The sequence below is a fragment of the Actinoplanes sp. CA-131856 genome (assembly GCF_050956135.1).
In the GTDB taxonomy this organism is placed as follows: Bacteria; Actinomycetota; Actinomycetes; order Mycobacteriales; family Micromonosporaceae; genus Actinoplanes.
The window spans coordinates 10,781,954-10,804,425 of the sequence record NZ_CP191849.1; the positions used below are offsets into that span (position 1 = coordinate 10,781,954).

Consider the following 22,472-nt stretch of genomic DNA (forward strand, 5'->3'; position numbering starts at 1 on the left):
GACGAGTCTTGGGACAACCTGTGGACATCTCGACTGTGCCTGTGGATATCCCTGTGGACAGCTGTGGACAACTCGTCGCCGGCGTGCCGAACCTGCCTTGTCGAGCAGGCATTTCGCCGTCCCCAACTGTGGAGAGCAGAAAAACACCTGCACAGCTGCGAAAAGATGCCTCGCGTGAGCAAGCCGTCGCCCGGAGGCGTTGCGGTTCGCTCTTTGGCACGGCACGCTTTTCGGGTGGACCAACGGGAGTGGGACTACGGCGCCCGCATGTCGCGCGATCGGCGCGCTGCGGACTCGTGGGCCACTCGAAGTCCGGATTCTCCGGATTTCGCCGAGCCTGAGGCGAAATGGTCGTCGCTCACCGACACCGGCAGCATGCAGCCCAGCGCCGAGGCCCTCGACTGGCAGCGCCGCGCCGACGCGTGGGCGCAGCAGGCCGAGTCCGATGACAGCCAGTCCGTCGAGCCCGCCAACCGCTGGTCCGACGTCGCCTCCACCGGCCGCACCACGTTCCCGGCCGACGGCGTGGGCTGGCGCACCGAGACCGCCGAGTGGCGCGCGACCGGCGCCCGCTGGAAGCAGACCACCGAGTGGCGCTCCACCACCGGCTCACACGGCTGGCGCTCCACGACCGAGGCCTGGCAGACCGGCGGCCGCAGCGACTACCCCGGCGCCGCCGAGACCCCGGCGTCGCAGCCGGCCATCTCCAGCACGGCCTGGTCGAGCGGCTCCGACGAGTCGAGCTCCGACACCACCCGTCCGGCCTGGCAGCAGTTCACCGATCCCGACCGGCAGGACCCGCCGAGCTGGCGCGATTCGAGCACCTGGCAGCAGCCCTCACCCCGTACCCCCGCCGAAAGCTCTCCGTCCTGGCAGCAGCTCGTCGATCCCGCCCAGCCGTCGCGGCCCTCCTGGCAGCGTGACGCCATCGAGGGCACGTGGAACGACACCGGGACCAGCACCGACGCGACCTGGTTGCGCTCCGGCGACTCCCGCGACGACGGCCGTCATCTGGTGCGCGAGGACGACCGGGCGGCCTGGCGGCGCGGCGCTCAGCAGACCCCGGGACCGGTCGGCCGCCGTCGCGCGCCCGAGCCGGGACCTTCCGGCGGTTCGGGCTGGTCGACGAGCCGTTCCGAGGGCGACTCCTGGGACGGCGACGATTGGGCCGGGCACACCGACACCGGCAACATTCAGCTGTACGGAGACCCTGGCACGTCCACGACCTCATCGTGGCGAACCGAAGAGCCGGCCGGGCGTCGCTCCCTGCCCTCGACTCCGCACGAAAGTGAGCCGGGTTACAGCATTCCCCCAGCGGCGCCGTACGAGTCCTCGGGCCCCTCGCGGTACGACGACCCCCGCGGCTACGCGCCGGAAAGTCCCGCTCCCCGCAGCCGCCGCGAGCGGGGCCCGAGGTACGCCGACGAGGACACCCCCGGCCGCAGTGCGTCCGCGCCCACTTCCGGCCTGGTCGGCGGGGCGACGAGTTATCCACAGGAGACCCGGCCTTCGCAAGATCCGTGGACCCCGCAGGAGAGCCGCGCCGCCCGCCGGGCCCGCGCCGCCCAGCCGATCGACCGCGACGAGACGGCCACCTTCGGCGCGGCCCCCATGGCATTCCCGGACCAGGCGCGCACAGATCAGCCCGGTCCCGATCAGGCGTATCCCGGTCAGTCACGTCCCGACCAGGCCTACCCGGGTCAGGCACGACCGGATGAGCCTTACGCGGACCGGGCCCGCCCGGGCCAGGGATACACAGACCAGGCACAGGGGTACGCCGACCGGCCGCGACCCGACGAGGGCTACGCCGACCGGGCACGGCCCGCTGACGGCTACCCGGGCCAGACCGGGACGGCTCAGGGCGGCATGGCCACACCCGGTCTTCCTCCCCAGGACGACCCGCGCCGGGGACAACCGCGCCGTGGGCCGGGGCAGGGCCCGTCCAAGGCCAAGGCCCGGTACAAGTCGGGCGCCGACGACTGGCGTGAGCAGACCGCCTCGTGGGAGGCCGAGCCCGACACCAGCAGCTGGACCCGCGACCCGGACACGGGCCAGTGGAGCCGCTCCGAGGACGACCCCCGCATCCTGGCGTGGCGCCGTGAGGCCGCCCGCCGCGACGCCATGGGTGAGGGCCCGCGCGCCCTCACCGCCGGCCCGGCCGAGGAGACTCCGGAGCCACCCGCTCCCGAGCCGCCCGCGAGCCGGCGTGCCCCCGAACCGCCCGCCCGGCGTACGCCTCCGGCCCTTCCGCCCGCCCCGGCCCCCCGCAGCGGCACACCGTACGGCGGCGGCTACGGCAGCGCCCCCACCAGCGCCGTTCCCGGCCGAGGGGCCTACCCCGACGAGCCCCGTCGCCCCTATGAGGACGCGCCGCGCAGCGCCACGCCCTACGGCAGCACCGCCTACCCGGACGATCCCGCGCGCAGCGGTCGTGCGGCCTACCCCGACGGGACCGCAACCACCGGTCGTACGGCCTACCCCGACGGCCCCCCGCCCGGCACTCGCGGCTTCCCAGAAGAGCCCTCGACCGGCAGTCGCAGCTTCCCGGGGGAGCCCACACCGGGCCGCCGCCCCTACGACGACCCGTCCTCCGCGCCCCGCAGCAGCACGCCCTATGGCGACTACACCGGCGAGGCACCTCGCAGCAGCACCCCCTACAACGCTGACCCCGACCGTGGCGGCTACCCCTACGGCGGCGGCCCTTCGTCGGCACCCCGCAGCGGCACTCCCTACAGCGGCGGCCCCTCTTCCGCACCCCGCAGCGGCCCATACGGAGGCGGCGCCCCCAGCTACGGCGCGTCCGGCTACCCCGAGCGCTATTCAAGCTCCAACCCCGCCAGCGGCACCCCGCGCTACTCAGCCTCCGCCCCGGCCAGCGGCCTCCCCGCGGATTCCCAGCGCAGCCTCCCCCCGGCCCCGCCCCGCTACGACGCCGACCGCACGGACTCGCCGCGCTACCCGGACACCGCCCCCGACTCACCGCGCTACCCCAGCGGCGCCCCCGACTCACCGCGCTACTCAGGCGGCGCCGCCGACTCACCGCGCTACCCCAGCGGCCCCACCGACTCACCGCGCTACTCACCCGGCGGCCCGCTCTACCCCGCTGACGGCCCGTATCCGGACGCCGGCCCGCCCACCGATCGGCCGCGCTACTCCCCGACGGCCCCGGCCAGCGGCTTCCCGGCCGCCCCCTCGCGCCCCGACGACCTCGGCGGCCAGACCACGCGCTTCCCGGCCACCGATCCGCCCCGCTATTCGGCGTCGGCCCCGGCCAGCAGCCCTCCCACCGCTCCGCGCTATTCCAGCGCCGCTCCGGCCAGCGGCCTCCCGGCCATCGGCCCGCGCTACTCCAGCACTGCCCCGGCCAGCGGCCTCCCAGCCATCGGCCCGCGCTACTCCAGCGCCACCCCGGCCAGCACCACCCCGGCCAGCGCCGCCCCCGCCGGCGGCCTCTCGGACGAGAGCTCCCAGCAGTACGGCACCGGCCGGCGCCGGGCCGACGATCAGGATTCACCCACGCGCCGTGGCTTGCTCGATCCCACGGCGTACGCCCAGGAACCGCTGAGTCCCGACACCTGGCGCCGCGACGACCCGCCCCGCCCGGGGCAGGGGGACGCGCCCTGGTCGCCCGGCGGCACCACCGAAAGCAGACAGCGCCCCGAACCCGGCGCTTGGCACATCGCCGAGCGCGAGGAGCGGGCCCGGGGCAGCGCGTCCTACCGCGAGGGCGGCGGTAACGACTGGCGGCGAGATCTCGCCGATCAGAGTGATCTCGCCGAGGGGGAGTCCCGGCGGTACGGCACCTCGGATTACGTGCCCTTTCGGTCGAGCGGCTCAGCCGCCGTCGAGGGAACATCGAACTTATCCATGACGTCCACGTCGCTGATCTCGCCGGTTCCGCGGGAGCAGCGCGAGGCCGTCGCGGCCGGGGGATATCAGGGTCTCAGCGGGTCGTACGAGCGGCGGCCGGTCACCGGCGGCTATCCGACGATCCGCAAGAACGACCTGCTCGACCCGGACGACGAGGAGGACGCCGAGGAGTCGGGCGGCCCGCTGGCCGCCGTCGGCTACACCCTCGTCTGGTACGGCGTGCCGGTCGTGCTCTTCGTCCTCTACATGGTCGTCTCCGGCGGCGGCGCGCAGACGCATGCGCTCGACACGCTCGCCAAGGCCGCCCCGCAGTTCGGCATCTCTCTGATCCTGAGCGTCCTCGTGGCTGTCGGCCTGCGCTTCATCAGCCACTCCTGGAAGGCGATCAGCGTCGGCCTGGCCGCCGCGGTCGTCGGCGGTGGCCTGGCCACCGTGCTGGCCTCCGCCATCACCGGCAACAGCCTCAGCTAGAGAAAGCAAAACAGCGCGCCGGGACGAATCCCGGCGCGCTGTTTCGGAAAGCAGCCTTACTTGGCGGCCACCACGTTCACGGGGAACGTCGCGGTCACCTCGGGGTGAAGCTTGACCTGCACGTTGTACGAGCCCGTGGTCTTGATGTGACCGGGGAGCTCGAGACGGCGACGGTCGAGCGACGGACCGCCGGCGGCCTTGACCGCGTCGACGATCTCGGCCGGGGTGATCGAGCCGAACAGGCGGCCACCGTTGCCGGAGCGCGCGGTCAGCGAGACCTTGAGGCCGGCCAGCTGGGCCTTGACCTCGTTGGCCTGGCCCAGGTCACGGATCTCGCGGGCCTCGCGGGCCCGCTTGATGACCACGACCTGCTTCTCGGCGCCCTTGGTCCACTGGATCGCGAAGCCCTGCGGCAGGAGGTAGTTACGGCCGTAGCCGTTCTTGACCTCGACGATGTCGCCGGGCGTGCCGAGACCCGACACTTCCTGGGTGAGGATGATCTTCATATCGGTGATCCTCCTCAGCGCGCCGTCGCCGTGTACGGCAGAAGCGCCATCTCACGGGCGTTCTTGACCGCGCGGGCGATCTGCCGCTGCTGCTGCGAGGTCACCCCGGTGACGCGGCGGGCACGGATCTTGCCCCGGTCGGAGATGAACTTCCGCAGAAGCGCGGTGTCCTTGTAGTCGATGTAGGTGATCCCGTCCTTGTCGAGCGGGTTCACCTTCTTCTTCGGCTTGCGAAGCGCCGCAGCCTTAGCCATTGCTCTTACTCCTGAACTCGGTAAGCCCTGGAAAGACAGGGCTAGAAGGGAGGCTCGTCGTCGAACGAGGAGTTGCCGCCGCCCCCACCGGAGCGGTTGCCGGAGGCCGGAGCGGCCGTGGCCCACGGGTCGTCGAAGTTGTTGCCTCCGCCGCCACCGCTGGACTGCTGCCGGTTGCCACCACCGCCGCCAGAGGCGCCGAAGCCGCCACCGGAGTTACCTCCGCCGGGGCCACCGCCGGAGCGGTTCATGCGCTGCACCTTCGCCGTGGCGTACCGCAGCGACGGGCCGATCTCGTCGACCTCGAGCTCGTAGACGGTGCGCTTCTCTCCCTCGCGGGTCTCGTACGACCGCTGGCGCAGCCGGCCCTGCACGATCACCCGAGAGCCGCGCTGCAGCGACTCGGCGACGTGCTCGGCGGCGTCACGCCAGATGTTGCACGCGAGGAACAGTGGCTCGCCGTCTTTCCACTCGCCCGACTGCCGGTCCAAGGTCCGCGGCGTGGACGCGATGCGGAACTTGGCAACCGCCGCACCCGACGGGGTGAAGCGCAGCTCGGGGTCGTCGGTCAGGTTGCCGACGACCGTGATGGTGGTTTCTCCTGCCATGATCTTCTCCTCGCCGCTTTGCTCGTTCGTAGGAGGTTCTCAGAACCCCCTGACAAAAACGAACTCAGCGGGTCTCGGGCCGGATGACCTTGGTACGGAGGATGTTCTCGTTGAGCCGGAGCTGACGGTCCAGCTCGGCGACGGCCTCAGGGGTCGCCTGAAGGTCGACGACGGCGTAGATGCCCTCGGCCTTCTTGTTGATCTCGAACGAGAGCCGGCGACGGCCCCAGACGTCGAGCTTCTCCACCGAGCCACCCGCGGTCCTGATGACGTTCAGGTACTGATCGAGCGACGGTGCGACGGTGCGCTCCTCGAGCGAAGGGTCGAGGATCACCATGAGTTCGTAATGACGCAAGACGTTCTCACCTCCTGTGGGCTTAGCGGCCACGGTCTCTCCGTGGCAGGAGGTCTTGTGTCGATCACAGCAAAGCCGTGGGGAGTTGACCCACGGCCGCCTGCGAACCGAGCAAGCATACCCACCTCGGGCCCTCTACCAAAAAGAAGGACCCCGTCGGTGGACGGGGTCCTTCCTGGTGGAGCCGCGGGGCGCCCGATCCGCATTCGCTGGGTGGGACCTGGGGAGGAACGACCACACCGATGAGGTTGGACACGGCCGCCCCGCGGAGCTTGTAGCTGAAGTTTACGCCGTAATTGCCCGATTTGCACGTTGCGACACGATCGCCCGAATAGTCGCGGCACCGACGCCGACCACGCACACCGCGGCGATCAGGGCGAGCAGACCGATCGGTCCCCCGTCACGCATCGGCCTCATCGCCGCGACGGGTTCGGCCGCTGCGGCCTCCGTCGTGGTCACGCTGGGTGCCACATCGATTTGCGGTACGCCGGGGAGCACGGCCCTTTCGTCCCCAGGCGGCATGCCGGCGAACGCCGGTGTAACGCTCCCAGGCGTACTCAAGGGGGTCCTGCCCTTGATGATCTTTGCCTTGGGGGTGGCCCCGCCGTGCGGCATGGTCTGAACGGCAGCGGTCGCGGCCTGCGCCACCGCCGAGGTCCGGGGCGTCGCCGGACGGCGCACGTCCGGGCCGGAAGCGGCGGATTTCACCCGCGAGGGTCGCTCGCCCGGAGTGGCGGAACCGGACAACGTCGAGGCGGACGGCTCGTCCGAACCGGCCGGCGACAGCGAGACCGGCTCGGAACCGGCCGACGACGGCGCCGGCTGCGGGTCGGGCAGCGTCGCGGGCGCCGAGGGCTGGGCCGTGACCAGCATCGGAACCGCCTCGTCACCGAGCGGGCAGTGGGGCTTGAGGGTCACCGCCGTGGTGCCCCGCCGGAAGATCACGTCGGTCGCCGAGTCATCCGGAAGCGTGCCCTTGGTGTCGCCGCCGAGCATCAGCTTCGCGGCATAGCCGGTGCGGTTGACCACCCGGATCGTGCTCTGCGCGGGGACGGTCATCGACTCGACCTCGGGCTTCGACTGGCAGGAGATGCCGAGCATGCCGCCGCCGGCGAAGGTGACCTGCCGCGCCCCTTCCGGGATCCTCTCGGCGTTGGCGGTGCCGTTGACCAGCATCGGAGCGCCGAAGATGAGGCCGCCCAGCGCGATCGCCGTCACCCGCTGTCGGAACTGCCGCGACATGCACCATCTCCCAGTTTCGTCACCGGCTCGTGCCGGTCCGTGAACGTGATCAATGGAGGTAACGAGCCCCGCGGGAGCCCGGTGACGCGGACAGGAAGTTGTCGGACCCTCGTCGTAGTCTCGTCCCATGCGCATCGGAGCCCACGTCGATCCGACCGACCCCCTCGAGGCGGCACGCGAACGCGGCGCCGAAGCGGTGCAGTTCTTCCTGACCGACCCGCAGGGTTACAAAACGCCCAAACCGCGGGAGGACGCAGCCGTACTGCGCGGGTCCGAGGTGGACATTTACATCCACGCGCCGTACATCGTGAATGTCGCCTCGCCGAACAACCGCATCCGCATCCCCAGCCGCAAGCTGCTGATGGCGCACGCCAAGGCCGCGGCCGAGCTCGGGGCCAAGGGCCTGATCGTGCACGGCGGCCACGTGGGCAAGGACGCCGATCTGGCCGCCGGTTTCGACAATTGGCGCAAAGCTTTCGAATACGCCGAGTCCGACGGCGGTCTGCCGCTCCCGATCCTGATCGAGAACACGGCCGGTGGTGACAACGCGTGCGCCCGCCGCTTCGACGACCTGGCCCGCCTGTGGGACGCGGTCGGCTCCTTCGGCGCCGGCTTCTGCCTGGACACGTGTCATGCGTTCGCCGGCGGTGAAGATCTTGTTGGCATCGTCGACCGGGTCAAGTCGATCACGGGCCGTATAGATCTGATCCATGCCAACGATTCCAAGGGCGGATTCGACTCCGGTCAGGACCGCCACGACAACCTCGGCAATGGCAAGATCGACCCCGAGCTCATCGTGGCCGCCATCCGGGCCGCCGGGGCGCCGGCCGTCGTCGAGACACCGGGCGGCTCCGAGGGCCAGACCGCGGACATCGCTCTCCTCAGGGAGCGAACGGGCCGCTGACGCGCCGGCAGCACGGGGAGGGTCATGACCAGCGAGCAGCCGAGGCAGTCCACCTCGCCACCGGCCGACACTTTGCGCCCGGCGGTGCCCACGCCCGCCATCCCAAGACAGCCCGGCCCCGCCGAGGCCGACTCACCCAGGCCGGCCCAGCCGACCCCTGCGCCCGCGCCCGCATCTGCGCCCACCCAGGCGGCACCAGACCAGGCGACGTCAGACAAGGCCGGATCCAACAAGCCATCAGCTGAAAAGCCTGCCGCCGACGTCTCAGCCTCTGGCAAGCCCGCAGCTGACAAATCTGCCGCTGACGCACTGGCCTCCACCGCGGGAACAGTCGACGAGCACACGATCGGAAAACCGGCGACTGACGACGCCGCGGGCAACAAATCGGCGGCCGGCCAGGCGGCGCCTAACAATGTCACAGGCGACAAGGCGGCGGGTGACAAGGTCGCGGGTGACAAGGCGATCTCTGGTGAGCCTGCGTCGGCCACCTCGACGGCGACCACCTCGGTCGAGGCCGCGGCTAAAGCCAAGGCGGGCCCGACCTCGTCGAGCCAGAGCAAGGCGGCCTCGGCCACGTTGACCGAGACCAAGACGGATCTGAAGCCGGCTAAGGATCCGGTCGGCGACGAAGGGAAAGGTCCACAAAAGACCGCCAAACCGGGCGAACCTCTTCCGACCGAGCGTCCGCCTGGCGTTCCGCCTGACCCGTGGACGGCCTTTGCCACCGCTAACGAGCGGCCGCCCGGATGGTTCCGGCGGACCACGCGGGCCGGGCTGCGGTCGTTGATCCATGAGTACGCACTGGTGATCTACGGTGGCGTGCTTCTGGCCGTGGCTTTGACGTGGCCTACGCTGCGCTACCCGCTGCACACCCTGCCGCAGGACATCTGGGATCCTTCCCGGCAGGCCTGGCAGATCGCCTGGGGCGGCCACATCCTTCTGACCGATCCGGCCCGCCTCTGGCAGGCGAACGCCTTCTATCCCGAGCCGAACAGCTTTGCCTATGGCGACAGTCTGCTCGGGTATGCGCCGTTCGGCATGATCGGTGAAGGGCCGGTCGCCGCCGTCCTGCGCTACAACATCCTCTTCGTGCTAGCCCACGCGCTGCTGGCGATCGGCGGCTACGCCCTGGTCCGTCAGCTCGGCGCGGGGCGTACGGGTGCGGCCGTGGCCGCGGTCGCCTTCGCCTACGCGCCCTGGCGTCTCGCCCAGGAGGGCCACCTCGACATCATCTCGGCCGGCGCCATCCCGCTGGCCCTGGCCATGCTGGCCCGAGGTCACGGCTGGTCGCTGCGGCGCGGTTTCCGGCCCCACCGCCGCCACGCCGGATGGGCCGCCGCGGGCTGGCTCGTCGCGATCTGGCAGGTCAGTCTTGGCTTCTCGCTGGGTGTGCCGTTCCTCTACGTTCTCGGCCTCATCCTGCTCGTGCTGCTCGTGGCCGTGCCTCTGCGCTGGTTCCGGCGGCCGGTCGACCGGCCGGTCCTCGGCTGGCGCCTTCTGCTCACCGACACGCTCGGCCCGCTCATCCTGGTCGGCGTCTCGGCCCTGATCGCCATCCCGTACTTCAAGGCGCCCGCCGGCGGCCCCGCCGGCACCGAGATCGCCTTCTATTCGCCGCCGCTGCGCAGCCTTCTGATCGGGCCGGCCGAGTCCCGGATCTGGGGCGCGCCCCACGAGGTTCCGCGGTCGTCGCTGAGCTGGCCGGCCGAGATGGGCCTGCTGCCCGGCTTCGTGTTGTACGCGCTGGCCCTGGCCGGTCTGGCCTTCTCCATCTGGACGCTGCGCCAGCGCCTGCTGCTGCTGGCCGGCCTGGTCGTCACGATCATCCTGACCCTGGGCACCAACTTCTTCGACGGCCGCTGGACGTACCTTCCGCTCTTCGGCCATCTGCCGGCCTCGCTGGGCCTGCGCATCCCCGGCCGCCTCATGCTCTGGGCCACGCTGTTGCTGGCGATCCTGGCCGCCGGCGCCGTGGCCGAGTTCGTCCGGCGCGCCGAACAGGTCGCCGAGCAGCGCATCCCACCGTGGCCGGGCCCGTGGCTGCGCCTGGCCACGCTGCTGCCGTTGGCGCTGGTGCTGCTCGAGGGCTGGAACGCCACCGCCCATCCCATCGCGCCCAGTCAGCCCTTGGCGATGCGCACGGTCACCGGCTCGATGCTGGTCCTGCCGACCAGCGCCCTCACCGACCAGACGATCATGCTGTGGTCCACGAGCCGCTTCCAGCCCATCGCCAACGGGGCCGGCGGCTTCGCCGCGGGGCGGCAGGCCGTGCTGCGCCGCAACGTCGAGGCGTTCCCCGACACCGAGACCGTCCAATACCTACGGTCCCTGAACATCGACAAGGTCCTCCTGCTCCGCTCCCAGGCGGCCGGCACCCCCTGGGAACGTGCCGGCGACGTCCCCGTCGACGCCCTGGGCATCCGCCGCGAAGACCTGGACGACGCCGTCATCTTCTACCTCACCGACCCGTCGGCCGCCGCCAACCCGGCGCAGCAGCCCACCACCCCGGGGAATCCGTCACTACAGCCCACCATTCCGGCCGACCCGCTGCTGCCACCTTCATCCGTCCCGTCGCTGCAACAGCCCCTCCCCGGCGCCTCGTCGCCACCGCCGGCCCCGCTCGCGACAACCCCGGCGTCCTGACGACCGATCGACGCGACCCCAGCCGGCCGGCAAACGCGCGGGGAACAAGGCGACACCCCAGCCGACGTACAAACCCGCGAGCACAAGGCGACGCCCCAGCCGGCGTACAAACCCGCGAGCGCAAGACGACGCCCCCAGCCGGCCGGCAAACGCGCGAGCTCAAGACGATCAGGCACGCCGGGGTAACTGTCGGAGGCGGCCGATAAGGTCCTGGCCGTGGAGATCGCTGCGGACGAGTTGCGGGCGCTTGTCGACGAAGCCATTGAGGACGATCCGACCGGTCTCATCGAGGTGGCCCAGGTGCGGCCCGATCTGATCGCGCCGTTTCACCTCGAGCTCGTCGACGGCGAAGTGTGGTGGACAGCCGACCTCTACCGCGCCATGACCGAGGAGACCGCCACCGAGCTGGTCCGCCGCATCGACGGCGGTGACGAGCGCGCCGCCGCCCTGGCCCATGTGCTCGCCTCGGGCCGGACAAAGACGGCAGTCGCCGCCGTACGCCGATGGGCCGCCGCCCCACCCGCCTGGGCCACCGGTCTGGCCCGGCCGATCGGCCACCTGGGTCACGCGGGCGGCTGGGAACTCACCACCACCGGCGACCTCCGCGTCCTGACCAGCGAAGTCACCCGGGCCCTGGTTCCGGCCACCGATGCCGTCGCCGTTTCCGGTGGGGCGCTCCCGGGGCTCTGCGGATGGTGCGGGATGGCGCTCTGGCGTTTGCTCGACGTCGACGAGGCCGGAGCGGGGCGGATCGTCGTCGCCACCTGTGTCCGGTGTGGGTCCTATGCGACCTACTTCACCGAGGCGGGGGAGTTCGCCCCGGAGAACGAGCGGCCCGGGTTTCTCGGGCGGGACGAGGACGGCTGGGAGCTGCCCGACGGGGCGCCCCTGACCGTCGGGGAGAGCCGGCCCACGCCCTGGGCCGGCACCGCCTGGCATGCCGGCGGGTTGCTTCTACCTCTTCCACGATCCGGACTGCGGTCTCTCGGCCGCCGTCTACCAGCAGAGCTGAGCGTCAGACCTTCGCCGTCGCCAGCGGTGGCGAGGACGGGGGCGTCGACGGCGGGTCGGCGGGCGCCGGGGAGCGGTCGAGCCGGAAGGCCTTCCGCAACCGGGCCACCCACGGCGCGTCCGGGCCGTTCAGCGTGCCGCCGTCGGGGTCGTCCTCGTAGTTCAGGCGTACCGCGTCCAGTTCCGGCTTCCAGATCTCGCGGACCACCAGGCCACACAGGACGGCCACGGTGATCAGCCGCAGGCTGGAGGCGAGCACGAACGTGCCCTCGGGGATCACCGGCTTGTTGCCGGCGCCGAGCAGCTCGGCGTAGAAGGCGGTGAAGTACGCGAACTCCGCCACCGTCCACGCGATGATCGCGCCCCACTTCGGGCGGGCCAGCACGATCAGCGGGAGCAGCCAGAGGACGTACTGCTGGGACCAGACCTTGCTGGTCAGCAGGAACGCCGCCACGACCAGGAAGGCCAGCTGGGCCAGGCGGGGGCGGCGCGGCGCCAGCCAGGCCAGTACGGCTATGCCCGCGCAGCAGAGCGCGAACAAGGCGTACGACAGGTAGTTGAGGGTCGGAACGTGGTTGCTCAGCCACTGGAACGGGCCTTGATCGCCGGGGGTGCCGGCGAACCACTTGCTGTCCAGATAGCGGCCGACGTACCAGAGGGTGCCCCAGTCGATCGGGCGTTCCTCGTTGAGCCGGAAGAATCTCAGCCAGCTTTCCCTGTACCACCAGAAGACCGGGAAGTTCACCACGGCCCAGGTGATCGCCGTGGTCGCCGCGGCCCAGCACCACGAGCGCAGCGCCTTTGACCGCACCGCCAGCAGGAACAGCGGCCCGATGATGAACAATGGCCACAGTTTCGCCGCCGCGCCCAGGCCGAGGAAGACACCGGCCCACGCGGGATGCTTTTTCGCCCAGAGGTAGAGGCCGACGGCGGCCAGGCCGATCGCGAGGAAGTCCCAGTTGACCGTCGCGGTGAAGAAGATGATCGGCGAGACCGCGAAGATCGCCGCGTCCCAGGGCCGGCGGCGGCGCAGGGCGAGGATCACCGCCGCGGTCACCACGGCCAGGGCGGAGAGCACGAACGCGTTCGCGTTGTAGAACCAGGTGCCCTGGTTGATCTCGGGATGCGATTTTCCGTACGCGTGCACGGGCAACCCGAGCGCACCCATCATGTATCCGGTGACGACGGGGTATTCGACCTCGTGATCGACGTAGGGAACCTTGCCCTCGTTGAGGCCCTCGGCGTAGTAGAGAGCGAGCACATCGGTGTAGCAGAACCTCGTGTACTGCACGTTCTGCTGCCAGTCGCCGCTCTGGCACGGCGATTTCTGCACCCACGAGAAGGCGAGCGTCAGGCACGTCAGGGCGAGGATGATGCGGGTCGCCGTCCAGAACCGCCCGGGCCGGTTGCCGGGCCGCACCGCGTGCGAGCCGAGCGGGCCGCCGATCGCCTGGGAGAGGCCGCGCACGAAGCCGTCCGATGTCGCCTGCGCGCTCGGCTGGTCGGTGCGGTCGGCGTCCTCGGGCCGTTGCGTGCTCATGTCATGGCATCATGCCGTACTCCGATGCGCGCTTCGGTCACGACCTACTGGCAATATCGCCCGAAACCGCGGGAACACGAAGCCGGTGCGCACCCTGTGCGGGTGCGCGCCGGCTGAGGCGTCTTACGGGACCTGGGCGCTAATCCTCGCCCTGGGTCGTCGGGAACGTCGTGTTACCGCCGTTCTGGCCGGTGTTGTTACCGCCGTTGTTGTTGCCGCCGTTGTTCCCACCGTTGTTGTTACCGCCGTTGTTGTTGCCGCCGTTCTGCTGCTGGTTGTCGCAGCCGAAGATGGCGCCGAGCGGGCAACCCTGGTTGGGGTCGGTCTGCTGAACCGGCGGCGGGGGCGGAGGCGTCTTGCCGTTGGCGTACGGGCTGTCCGGGTTACCGGTCTCGACACGCTTCGGGAAGTCCTCGTTCTCCCACTTCATCGCCTCGGCCGAGGCGTCGAGGAACTTCTTCCAGATCTTGGACGGCGTGCCCGCGCCGAACATGTCCTTCTTGCCGTCTTTGAGCTCGACCTTGTTGTTCTTGCCGCCGACCCAGACCGTGGCCGCCAGCTGCGGGATGCCGCCGACGAACCAGGTGTCACCGCTGCCGCCGTTGAACTCCCAGGTACCACTCTTGGCGATCGACTCGCGGCCGCCCTTGAGGTCGCGCTCGTCGACGTCGACGATCTTCGCCATCACGGCCTGGAGGTTCGACATCTGGGCCTCGTCGAAGACCCGCTTGCCCGCGGTCCGCTGGCCCTTGATGATCGTCACCTTGCCGGTGTCGGCGTCGACCTTGCGAACTTCCTTGATGAAGTGCGTGTCGTTGCGAACACCGCCGTTGACGATCGTGGCGACGCCCTCGGCGTGCTCGAGCGGCGGAACACGGTACTGGCCGAAGGCGACCTCGTTGTCGAAGTTCTTCTTCCAGGTGGCCGCGTTGGTCTTGGTCAGGTCGACGGCGTCGCCCTTGTCCGGGAACATGTGCTGCACGCCGGCGTCGACGGCGGCCTGGATGACCTTCTCGCGGCCGATGCCGTCGGCGATCCAGTAGAACGGGAAGTTGTACGACTTGATCGTCGACGTCTCGAGATCGCAGTACTCGATCTTTCCGCCACAGACCTTGCCCGGGTCGGCGCCGGCGTTGTTGATCTCCTTGCCGTTCGGCCGCAGCTTCGTGCCGTCCCAGGTCGTCTTGAAGGAGATGTCCTCCTTCAGACCGGCGGCCAGGGTGTAGAGCTTGAACGTCGAGCCCGGCGACTGACCACCCGTGATCTTGAGGGTCTGTCCGTCCATGTAGCCGCCGTAGTCGAGACCGTTGGGGTCGTCGCCGGCGTAGTAGCCGAGCACGGCGCCCGTCTTCGGGTCGATGCCGATCACCGACGCCTGGTACGTGGCCGGCTTCGCGTTCATCGGTGACGACTCGCTCTTGCGAGAGCCCGCCTCCTCGGCCGCCTGCTGCACCTTGGGGTTGATCGTCGTGGTGACGGTCAGACCACCCTTGTCGAACTCCTGCTGGCTGATGCCCATCTCGGCCAGCTCGGCCCGGACGTGACGCATGACCACGCCGACCGGGCCGCTGGTGGCGCTGTTGCCGCCGGCCTTGGCGATCGGCTTGACCTTCGGGTACTTCCGGGCGTCGTACTCCGCTTGAGTGATCCACTTCATCTCAAGCATGTTCTTCATCGTGTACTCCCACCGGTCCTTGGCGGCGGTGGGGTTGTAGTTCGGGTCGTAGCCCTTGTGCCCGTTGCCGGGCTCGGGCTCCGGCTGCTTGATGATCGAGGCGAGCACCGCGGCCTCGGACGCCGTGATGGCGCCCTTCTGACCCGGCTTGGTCTTCACCGACTTGCCGAAGTAGCCCTGCGCGGCGGCCTCGATGCCGTACCTGCCCTCACCCAGGTAGATGTAGTTCAGGTACATGCCCATGATCTGGTCTTTGTTGTACTGGCTCTCCAGCTTGCGGGCGATCACGGCCTCGCGCAGCTTGCGGTTGATGCTGATCGCCTTGAGGTCGGCGGCATGCCGCGCGTACTGCTGGGTGATCGTCGAGGCGCCCTGCGTCGCGCCACCGGTGAAGTTGTTCCACGCGGCGCGGACGATGCCCTTCATGTCGATGCCGTGGTGGTTGTAGAAGTTCTTGTCCTCGGCGGCGGCGACAGCGTGCTCGACGACCTTGTTGATCTCGGCCTCGGGCACCACCGTGCGGTTCTGCTCGCCGAGCTTGGCGATCGTCGCGCCGGTCGAGTACTTGATGACGTTCGACTGGTCCTCGGTCACCGGCGGCGGCAGGTCGACGTCGTCGAAGAAGTAGGTGCCACCCACGACGCCGGCGCCGAGCAGGATGACCATGACGGCGGCCGCGGCGGTGAGGATGTTGGTGCGGCGGCGGCGCTTGGCCGCCTTGGACTTGTCCTTGCCGCGACCGGAGCGTCCGCCGCCGATGGCGCCCTCGTCGCCGGGCGGGGTGCCGACCGGGCGGACCGCGGCGCGGGCCGAGGCGCCCGCCGCGCCGACCCGGGCCGAACCGACCGAGGCGCTGCCCACAGAAGCGCTGCCCACGGAGGCGCTGCCGACCGACGCACGCCCCGGAGTGGCGGACCCCACAGAGGCGCGCCCGGGAGTGGCGGACCCCACAGCGGCGCTGCCGGCCACGGAGGCCCGGCCCGGAGGAGCCGCCGAGCCCACGGAGGCGCTGCCGGCAACCGAGGCGCGCCCACCGGCGCCGCGACGGTACGCGTCCGGCGGCCGGGCCGAGGCGGAGTACGAAGAGGACTGGTCGTCGTCAGGCGTGGAGCTCGCGGACCCGGGCACTCGGGCCCGGGCGCGCGAAGACTGCGGATCGCCGTACGAGTTCATTCGGTCACACCTCGGTCGCGGAGGCGCAGACAAAAGGAGCCCTGGAGGGGCCCCCTGTGTCTGTGCCACGAGCGGACGATATGGGCTGCGTACCGGCAGCCGCCCTGTCGGATGTCGTGAATGACCGAACATGGCGCTGGATGCGCGGTCCGGTCGGGGTCGTGCTCACGGTAGCCGGATCGAGCCACATCATCATCGGCCGTCCCAGCGGGGGAACGACGACCCTGGTTCGCGGTGGCGGCCCGCGGCGGCCGAGGCCGCCACGGCCTCGACCTGATCAAGCTCGTCGGCGGTGAGCGCGTCCCGGCCCAGGAGGTACTGCTGGGTCAGGTGATTCCACGCGCAGGACTGGCACACCTCTACGACGAAGACCTGGAACTCACGCAGCGTCATCGCCAGGACCGGCAGCTCGGCGAGCTTGCGGGCCTGGCCGGCGGACTGTTTGAGCTCATCACCGTAGATGTAGTGCACGAGGGTCAGGTTGTCGCGGCGGCAGATCGGGCAGCGGTCGTCGGTCGGCTCGCCATGGAATCGAGCAGCGCTTTTCAGGTACGGAGAGGCATCGCACACCTCGAGCGTCCCGATCTTGCCGCTGTGCACGTCACGCAGCACTGCCCGCTTCTGTAGCGAGTAGTCCACCACCTGCCGCTGCGTGCGCATGGCGAAGAGAGTACGCGGTCCGGCGGGAAGCGGCGATATCCATCACGGAGCGTGGCGTGGCGGTGGCTCACTCGTGAACAGCTTGCACAGTTTTGCCGACGGATCTACGGTAGCGATGTATCGGGCCGATACATCGAGACACGGAGTCGGGAGGTGGCCAATGTTGGAACTCGCGATTCTCGGCCTCCTCCAGGAGACCCCGATGCACGGATACGAGCTCCGCAAGGAGCTCGCCACCAAGCTGGGCACGATCCGCGCCGCGATCAGCTACGGCACGCTCTACCCGACGCTCAAGCGCCTGAAAACAGCCGGCTTCATCACGGAATCAGCATCCGATCCGTCGATGATCCCCCCGATGACCAGCAAACGGGGCCGTGTTGTTTACAAGATCACTGCGGACGGCAAGGAGCGGTTCGCCGACCTTCTCGCGCAGGCGGGCCCCGAGACGTACGACGACGCCGGTTTCGGTGTTCACTTCGCCTTCTTCTCGCGGACCGACCGCGCGACCCGGCTGCGCATCCTCGAGGGTCGCCGCCGCCGGATCGAGGAACGCCGGGAAGGACTGCGCGACGTACTCTCCCGCGCCGCCGGCCGGCTCGACGCCTACACCCTCGAACTACAACGCCACGGACTCGACGCCTGCGAGCGCGAGGTCCGCTGGCTGGAGGAGCTCATCACCAATGAGCGCTCCGGCCGAGCCCCGGCGGCCTCCGCCGGGACATTCGACATCCCCGCCGCTGAGCAGTCACCAGAGCCGGTCGGCGGAGATGCACCCCCAGAAAAACCGCGTCCGCATCAGGACCGGCCGTGATGAACAAGGAGGCAAACGCGATGGGCTCCGTCCGCGTCGCCATCGTCGGTGTGGGTAACTGCGCCTCGTCCCTCGTGCAGGGCGTGGAGTACTACAAGAACGCCGACCCCAACGACCGCGTTCCGGGTCTCATGCACGTGACCTTCGGCGACTACCACGTGTCCGACGTGGAGTTCGTCGCGGCGTTCGATGTGGACGCCAAGAAGGTCGGCATGGACCTCTCCGACGCGATCAACGCCAGTGAGAACAACACCATCAAGCTGACCGACGTGCCGCCGACCGGCGTCAGCGTCCTGCGTGGACCGACCTTCGACGGTCTCGGCACGTACTACCGCGAGATCATCGAGGAGTCCTCGGTCGAGGCCGTCGACGTCGTCCAGGCGCTGAAGGACGCGCAGGTCGACGTGGTCGTCTCCTACCTGCCGGTCGGTTCCGAGCAGGCCGACAAGTTCTACGCCCAGGCCGCGATCGACGCCGGCTGCGCCTTCGTCAACGCGCTGCCGGTCTTCATCGCCTCGAACCCCGAGTGGGCGCAGAAGTTCACCGACGCCGGCCTGCCGATCGTCGGCGACGACATCAAGAGCCAGGTCGGTGCCACGATCGTGCACCGCGCGCTGGCCAAGCTGTTCGAGGACCGCGGTGTCGAGCTGCTGCGCACGTACCAGCTCAACTTCGGCGGCAACATGGACTTCATGAACATGCTGGAGCGCAACCGCCTGGTCTCGAAGAAGATCTCGAAGACCCAGTCGGTGACCAGCCAGATCCCGCACGAGATGGTCAAGAGCGACGTGCACATCGGCCCGTCGGACCACGTGCCGTGGCTCGACGACCGCAAGTGGGCGTACATCCGCCTCGAGGGCCGCTCGTTCGGTGACACCCCGCTCAACGCCGAGCTCAAGCTCGAGGTGTGGGACTCCCCGAACTCGGCCGGCGTCATCATCGACGCCGTGCGCGCCGCGAAGATCGCCAAGGACCGCGGCATCGGCGGCCCGATCCTCTCGGCCTCGTCGTACTTCATGAAGTCCCCGCCGGTCCAGTACAACGACCACGACGCCAAGGAGGCCGTCGAGGCCTTCATCCGCGGCGACATCGAGCGCTGACCAGCGGCACCAGCTAGTAAGTAAGGCCGGCCCGGCGACGGGCCGGCCTTTGCCGTGTCAGCCCCAGGCGCGGGACAGGGCCACCCGGGCCTCGAGCTCGAGCAGCTTGCGCTTGCGGTCGATGCCGCCGCCGAAGCCGACCATCTTGTTGCCGGCGCCGACCACGCGGTGACACGGGACGATGACCGGGATCGGGTTGTGGTTGCAGGCCGTGCCGACGGCGCGGGCCGCGCCCGGGTCGCCGAGGGCGGTGGCGATCGAGCCGTACGTGATCATTTCGCCGTAGGGAATGGCGGCGATCTGTTGCCAGACCGCGCGCTCGAAATCGGAGCCGCCACGCAGCTCGAAGGGCACGGTGAAGTCGGTGAGCTCGCCGGCGAAATAGGCCTCGAGCTCGGACAGGGCCGGATGGTCGCCGGACGGTCCCGGCCGCGCCGCGAAGCGGACGTTGACGACCGTGTCGCCCTCGACCACGACGCCGAGCGGCCCGATCGGCGAGTCGATGACGTACATGGGCCCCATTCTGCGCCCCGGGTACGACAACTTCGAAAATCCATGCAAGCCTTTCCCGCCCCCGCGCGTCATTCACTCCGGAGGTGGCGTGTGCAGCAGTCGCTGGAGGCGGAGTTCAACGCGTTCGTCGCGGAACGGGGGCAGGTGCTGCTCCGGATCGCGCACGCGCTGACGGGGGATCGCCGGAGCGCGGAGGATCTGGTGCAGGGGGCGCTCGCGAAGGCGTACGCCCGCTGGCCGCGGATCCACGGTGATGCGGAGGCGTATGTGCGCCGGATCATCTACAACGACCGGGTCTCGGGCTGGCGCCGGGCCGGCCACGGCCGGGAGGTGCCGATGGCCGAGGTGCCGGACCGGCCGGGCGCCGAGCACGACGTGGCCGAGCGGCTGGCGCTGCGCGAGGCCCTGCTGAGCCTGCCCGCACGGCAGCGGGCCGTGCTCGTGCTGCGCTATCTCGAGGACCGCACGGTCGAGGAGACCGCCGAGGTGCTGGGCTGCCGTCCGGGAACGGTGGCCAGCCAGGCCTCCCGGGCGCTGGCCAAGTTGCGGGAGAAGATCGGCACGGGCACGTGGCGGATGGAGGCCTCGCGATGAACCTGGAGGAAGGCGTGCGCGCCACCGTGAACGACCTCGCCGCGAGCGCGCCCATGCCCCTGGGCCTGGCCGACGCGGCACGCCGGAAGGGCCGGGGCATCCGCCGGCGCCGCCAGGCGGGAGTGGCGCTCGTGGTGATGGCGCTGGCTGTCACCCCGTACGTCCTCGTGAAGAAGCAGGAAGCGCGACCCGCTCCGGTGACACCGGCCCCGACGCCGACCGCGATCCGCCGGACCAGCGCGCCGCAGAACTGGACGAAGGCTCCGCTGAAGTTGCCCGGCGGCGCCATCGTCACCGCGGTGACCAGGACCGATGTCGGAAGAGACACCCCCGCCGGCCGTACGCTGCCGACGGGCAACGTGGTTCTCGACCGGGCGACCGGGCATTACGTGGTGCTCAAGGACAACTACTACACGGTCTGGGGCGCACCGAGGAAGAATCGCGGTGTCGTCAGCGACGGCGCGAGCGGCCTCGGCGTCATCCGGGCCGACGGCAGCGCCAGATGGGTACAGATCGCCTTCCTGCTCGACCCGCAGTGGTCGCCGGACGGCACCCGTCTGCTCGCCTCGACGCTCAAGGGCTACACCGTGATCGACGCGGCCACCGGCCGCATGAGCCGGCAGTCCGTGCCGGACGCGATGGCGGTCTGCCCGGACAACTGCTTCTTCACCTGGCTGCCGGATGGCAAGAGCGTCGCCATCGCCCGCCGGGACCTGACGGTCGCGCAGTCGGAGGAGGTGTCCGACACCGTCGGCACGGTCGCGGTCTACGACGTCGCGACCGGCAAGCAGGTGCGCACGATGCCGGTGCCCGGCGTGCCGGTCAGTGGGAACGCCTGGTCGCCGGACGGCCGCCGGGTCCTGCTGGAGGCGGCCGAGCTGGGCGGGGACCGGCGGCGGATCGCCGACACGACGACCGGGAAGATCATCAAGGAGATCCCCGGCTCGAACGCGCGGTTCCTGCCGAACGGGCAGATCCTCGCCCTCACCGACAAGCTCGCCACCCTCTACGACCCGAACGGCACGGTCGTCGAGGTGATGACGCTGCCCCGCGACTTCCGCTATCGCACGGTCAGCGTGGGGATGCCCTAGCCGGGAAGGTGCCCGTTGTCGCGGGCCCACTTGTAGAGCTCGGCCTCGGCCTCGTCGCGCGTGAGCGGACCGTTGTCGAGGCGGAGCTCCTTGAGGTGGCGCCAGGCCTGGCCCACGATCGGGCCGGGCGGCACACCGAGCAGCTCCATGATCGCGTTGCCGTCGAGGTCGGGCCGGACCCGGGCCAGGTCCTCCTCGGCGGCGATCCGGGCGATCCGCTCCTCCAGCGCGTCGTAGTCGGCGGCCAGGTTGGCCGCCTTGCGCCGGTTGCGGGTGGTCACGTCGGAGCGGGTGAGCTTGTGCAGGCGCTCGAGCAGCGGACCGGCGTCGGTCACGTAGCGGCGCACCGCCGAATCGGTCCACTCACCGCGGCCGTACCCATAGAAGCGCAGGTGAAGGCCGACCAGCTCGACCACGTCGGAAGTGACGTCCTTGGGGTATTTCATGGCTTTCATGCGCTGCTTGGTGAGGCGCGCGCCGACCACCTCGTGGTGGTGGAAGCTGACCCGGCCGTCGCGGCCGACCGCCTTGGTGGCCGGCTTGCCGACGTCGTGCATGAGGGCGGCCATCCGCAGCACGAAGTCGGGGCCCTCGTCGCCCTCGAGCCGCATCGCGTTCATGACGACGATCAGGGTGTGCTCGTAGACGTCCTTGTGCTGGGCGTGCTCGTCGATCTCCAGCTTCAGCCCGGAGATCTCGGGGATGAAGCGGTCGGCCAGGCCGGTGTCCACGAGCAGCCGGAGCCCGGTGATCGGATCGGCGCCACACATGAGCTTCGTGAACTCGTCCCGGATCCGCTCGGCGGTGATGCGGTCGAGATCAGCGGACATGTCAGTCATGGCGTTGATGACCGATTTGTCCACAGTAAATTGCAGCTTCGCCGCGAAACGCGCCGCCCGCAGCATCCGAAGTGGATCATCACCGAAGGACAGGGCCGGCGCCGCGGGCGTACGGATCAATTTGGCCCCAAGATCGTCCAAGCCGCCGTACGGATCGGTGAACTCGTGCCCCGGCAGCGACACCGCCATCGCGTTGATCGTGAAGTCACGGCGCTCGAGGTCGTCGAGCAGCGACGTGCCGTACTCGACCACCGGATTGCGGGTGACCCCGTCGTACGCCTCGGCCCGGAAAGTCGTGATCTCGAGCCGCAGACCGTCCTTCTGGATGCCGATCGTGCCGAACTCGCGCCCGGTCTCCCAGATCGCGTCGGCCCAGCCCTGCACCACCGCCAGGGTCTGCTCGGGCCGCGCGTCGGTGCAGAAGTCGAGATCGTCGCCGAGACGGCCGAGGAGGGCGTCCCGCACCGATCCGCCGACGAGATGCAGCTCGTGGCCGGCGGCGCCGAAGCGGCGCCCCAGCTCATCCGCGAGGGGGGACACACGGAGCAACTCGGCGACCGCGTTCTGCTGGGCGGAATTGAGAACAGACATGGGGTTACCAGGGTATCTGTC

17 protein-coding genes and 1 pseudogene are annotated in these 22,472 nt (G+C 70.0%); 7 read left to right on the plus strand and 11 right to left on the minus strand.

Going from position 1 to position 22,472, the window contains the following annotated elements:
* Positions 1 to 234 precede the first annotated feature (234 nt).
* The gene (locus ACQP2X_RS49635) at positions 235 to 4,341 is read left to right on the plus strand and encodes a hypothetical protein (RefSeq protein ID WP_498693456.1); all 4,107 of its coding nucleotides are present in this window, start codon (positions 235 to 237) and stop codon (positions 4,339 to 4,341) included.
* Between the two features lie 56 nt (positions 4,342 to 4,397).
* Here ACQP2X_RS49635 and rplI read toward each other — a convergent pair whose 3' ends face one another.
* The 5 genes from rplI to ACQP2X_RS49660 all read right to left on the minus strand — a co-directional run bounded on the left by rplI (position 4,398) and on the right by ACQP2X_RS49660 (position 7,306).
* A complete protein-coding gene (gene rplI / locus ACQP2X_RS49640) occupies positions 4,398 to 4,847 on the minus strand; it encodes a 50S ribosomal protein L9 (protein WP_360247894.1) in 450 nt (149 codons plus the stop codon).
* 14 nt (positions 4,848 to 4,861) lie between these two features.
* Positions 4,862 to 5,101, minus strand: a complete 240-nt coding sequence (rpsR, locus tag ACQP2X_RS49645; RefSeq protein ID WP_007073789.1) for a 30S ribosomal protein S18 — start codon at positions 5,099 to 5,101, stop codon at positions 4,862 to 4,864.
* Positions 5,102 to 5,142: 41 nt separating this feature from the next.
* Positions 5,143 to 5,709 carry a single-stranded DNA-binding protein gene (locus ACQP2X_RS49650; RefSeq protein WP_498693457.1) on the minus strand — a complete coding sequence of 189 codons (567 nt, stop codon included), beginning with the start codon at positions 5,707 to 5,709 and terminating at the stop codon, positions 5,143 to 5,145.
* A gap of 64 nt (positions 5,710 to 5,773) precedes the next feature.
* Positions 5,774 to 6,064: a 30S ribosomal protein S6 gene (rpsF, locus tag ACQP2X_RS49655; protein ID WP_097325510.1), complete on the minus strand. Its 291-nt coding sequence runs from the start codon at positions 6,062 to 6,064 to the stop codon at positions 5,774 to 5,776.
* 285 nt (positions 6,065 to 6,349) lie between these two features.
* A complete protein-coding gene (locus ACQP2X_RS49660; RefSeq protein WP_498693458.1) occupies positions 6,350 to 7,306 on the minus strand; it encodes a hypothetical protein in 957 nt (318 codons plus the stop codon).
* 127 nt (positions 7,307 to 7,433) lie between these two features.
* Here ACQP2X_RS49660 and ACQP2X_RS49665 point away from each other — a divergent pair, with 127 nt between their 5' ends.
* Together ACQP2X_RS49665 and ACQP2X_RS49670 are read left to right on the plus strand one after the other, a co-directional pair.
* Positions 7,434 to 8,210, plus strand: coding sequence for a deoxyribonuclease IV (locus tag ACQP2X_RS49665; protein WP_498693460.1), 777 nt, complete (start codon positions 7,434 to 7,436; stop codon positions 8,208 to 8,210).
* Positions 8,211 to 8,555: 345 nt separating this feature from the next.
* Positions 8,556 to 10,670 (plus strand): annotated as a pseudogene (locus ACQP2X_RS49670) (hypothetical protein); the annotation flags it as partial.
* 351 nt (positions 10,671 to 11,021) lie between these two features.
* Here ACQP2X_RS49670 and ACQP2X_RS49675 read toward each other — a convergent pair.
* The 4 genes from ACQP2X_RS49675 to ACQP2X_RS49690 form a co-directional block, all read right to left on the minus strand.
* A complete protein-coding gene (locus tag ACQP2X_RS49675) occupies positions 11,022 to 11,309 on the minus strand; it encodes a hypothetical protein (RefSeq protein WP_498693461.1) in 288 nt (95 codons plus the stop codon).
* Between the two features lie 559 nt (positions 11,310 to 11,868).
* Positions 11,869 to 13,404 carry a glycosyltransferase family 87 protein gene (locus tag ACQP2X_RS49680; protein ID WP_498693463.1) on the minus strand — a complete coding sequence of 512 codons (1,536 nt, stop codon included), beginning with the start codon at positions 13,402 to 13,404 and terminating at the stop codon, positions 11,869 to 11,871.
* Positions 13,405 to 13,543: 139 nt separating this feature from the next.
* Positions 13,544 to 15,955, minus strand: a complete 2,412-nt coding sequence (locus ACQP2X_RS49685; RefSeq protein ID WP_498693466.1) for a transglycosylase domain-containing protein — start codon at positions 15,953 to 15,955, stop codon at positions 13,544 to 13,546.
* 489 nt (positions 15,956 to 16,444) lie between these two features.
* The gene (locus ACQP2X_RS49690; protein ID WP_498693467.1) at positions 16,445 to 16,912 is read right to left on the minus strand and encodes a DUF5318 domain-containing protein; all 468 of its coding nucleotides are present in this window, start codon (positions 16,910 to 16,912) and stop codon (positions 16,445 to 16,447) included.
* 160 nt (positions 16,913 to 17,072) lie between these two features.
* Between ACQP2X_RS49690 and ACQP2X_RS49695 the strand changes: the two genes are divergently transcribed.
* The gene (locus ACQP2X_RS49695; RefSeq protein WP_498701327.1) at positions 17,073 to 17,723 is read left to right on the plus strand and encodes a PadR family transcriptional regulator; all 651 of its coding nucleotides are present in this window, start codon (positions 17,073 to 17,075) and stop codon (positions 17,721 to 17,723) included.
* A 20-nt stretch (positions 17,724 to 17,743) separates the two neighbouring features.
* Positions 17,744 to 18,823, plus strand: a complete 1,080-nt coding sequence (locus ACQP2X_RS49700) for an inositol-3-phosphate synthase (protein WP_360248303.1) — start codon at positions 17,744 to 17,746, stop codon at positions 18,821 to 18,823.
* 57 nt (positions 18,824 to 18,880) lie between these two features.
* Here ACQP2X_RS49700 and ACQP2X_RS49705 read toward each other — a convergent pair whose 3' ends face one another.
* Complete coding sequence (locus ACQP2X_RS49705) at positions 18,881 to 19,336, minus strand: methylated-DNA--[protein]-cysteine S-methyltransferase (protein ID WP_498693468.1); 456 nt, start codon at positions 19,334 to 19,336, stop codon at positions 18,881 to 18,883.
* Positions 19,337 to 19,426: 90 nt separating this feature from the next.
* On the opposite strand from ACQP2X_RS49705, the gene ACQP2X_RS49710 reads away from it, so the two are divergent.
* On the plus strand, positions 19,427 to 19,930 hold the full coding sequence (locus ACQP2X_RS49710; protein WP_498693470.1) for a SigE family RNA polymerase sigma factor: 504 nt from the start codon (positions 19,427 to 19,429) through the stop codon (positions 19,928 to 19,930).
* Positions 19,927 to 21,021 carry a WD40 repeat domain-containing protein gene (locus ACQP2X_RS49715; protein ID WP_498693471.1) on the plus strand — a complete coding sequence of 365 codons (1,095 nt, stop codon included), beginning with the start codon at positions 19,927 to 19,929 and terminating at the stop codon, positions 21,019 to 21,021. The genes ACQP2X_RS49710 and ACQP2X_RS49715 overlap by 4 nt, the downstream gene beginning before the upstream one ends.
* On the opposite strand, the gene ACQP2X_RS49720 is transcribed toward ACQP2X_RS49715, so the two are convergent.
* Positions 21,018 to 22,451 (minus strand): CCA tRNA nucleotidyltransferase, encoded by a 1,434-nt coding sequence (locus tag ACQP2X_RS49720; protein WP_498693472.1) that lies wholly within the window; start codon positions 22,449 to 22,451, stop codon positions 21,018 to 21,020. The two genes, ACQP2X_RS49715 and ACQP2X_RS49720, sit on opposite strands and share 4 nt — an antisense overlap.
* Between the last annotated feature and the right edge of the window lie 21 nt (positions 22,452 to 22,472).

Coding starts and splice junctions, on each gene's coding strand:
- rplI (WP_360247894.1), bottom strand. CDS start 4,847: ATGAAGATCATCCTCACCCAGGAAGTGTCGGGTCTCGGCACGCCCGGC.
- rpsR (WP_007073789.1), bottom strand. CDS start 5,101: ATGGCTAAGGCTGCGGCGCTTCGCAAGCCGAAGAAGAAGGTGAACCCG.
- ACQP2X_RS49650 (WP_498693457.1), bottom strand. CDS start 5,709: ATGGCAGGAGAAACCACCATCACGGTCGTCGGCAACCTGACCGACGAC.
- ACQP2X_RS49660 (WP_498693458.1), bottom strand. CDS start 7,306: ATGTCGCGGCAGTTCCGACAGCGGGTGACGGCGATCGCGCTGGGCGGC.
- ACQP2X_RS49665 (WP_498693460.1), top strand. CDS start 7,434: ATGCGCATCGGAGCCCACGTCGATCCGACCGACCCCCTCGAGGCGGCA.
- ACQP2X_RS49675 (WP_498693461.1), bottom strand. CDS start 11,309: ATGGGCCAGGGCGGCGGCGCGCTCGTCACCGCCGTCGATGCGGCGGAC.
- ACQP2X_RS49680 (WP_498693463.1), bottom strand. CDS start 13,404: ATGAGCACGCAACGGCCCGAGGACGCCGACCGCACCGACCAGCCGAGC.
- ACQP2X_RS49690 (WP_498693467.1), bottom strand. CDS start 16,912: ATGCGCACGCAGCGGCAGGTGGTGGACTACTCGCTACAGAAGCGGGCA.
- ACQP2X_RS49695 (WP_498701327.1), top strand. CDS start 17,073: ATGTTGGAACTCGCGATTCTCGGCCTCCTCCAGGAGACCCCGATGCAC.
- ACQP2X_RS49700 (WP_360248303.1), top strand. CDS start 17,744: ATGGGCTCCGTCCGCGTCGCCATCGTCGGTGTGGGTAACTGCGCCTCG.
- ACQP2X_RS49705 (WP_498693468.1), bottom strand. CDS start 19,336: ATGTACGTCATCGACTCGCCGATCGGGCCGCTCGGCGTCGTGGTCGAG.
- ACQP2X_RS49715 (WP_498693471.1), top strand. CDS start 19,927: ATGAACCTGGAGGAAGGCGTGCGCGCCACCGTGAACGACCTCGCCGCG.
- ACQP2X_RS49720 (WP_498693472.1), bottom strand. CDS start 22,451: ATGTCTGTTCTCAATTCCGCCCAGCAGAACGCGGTCGCCGAGTTGCTC.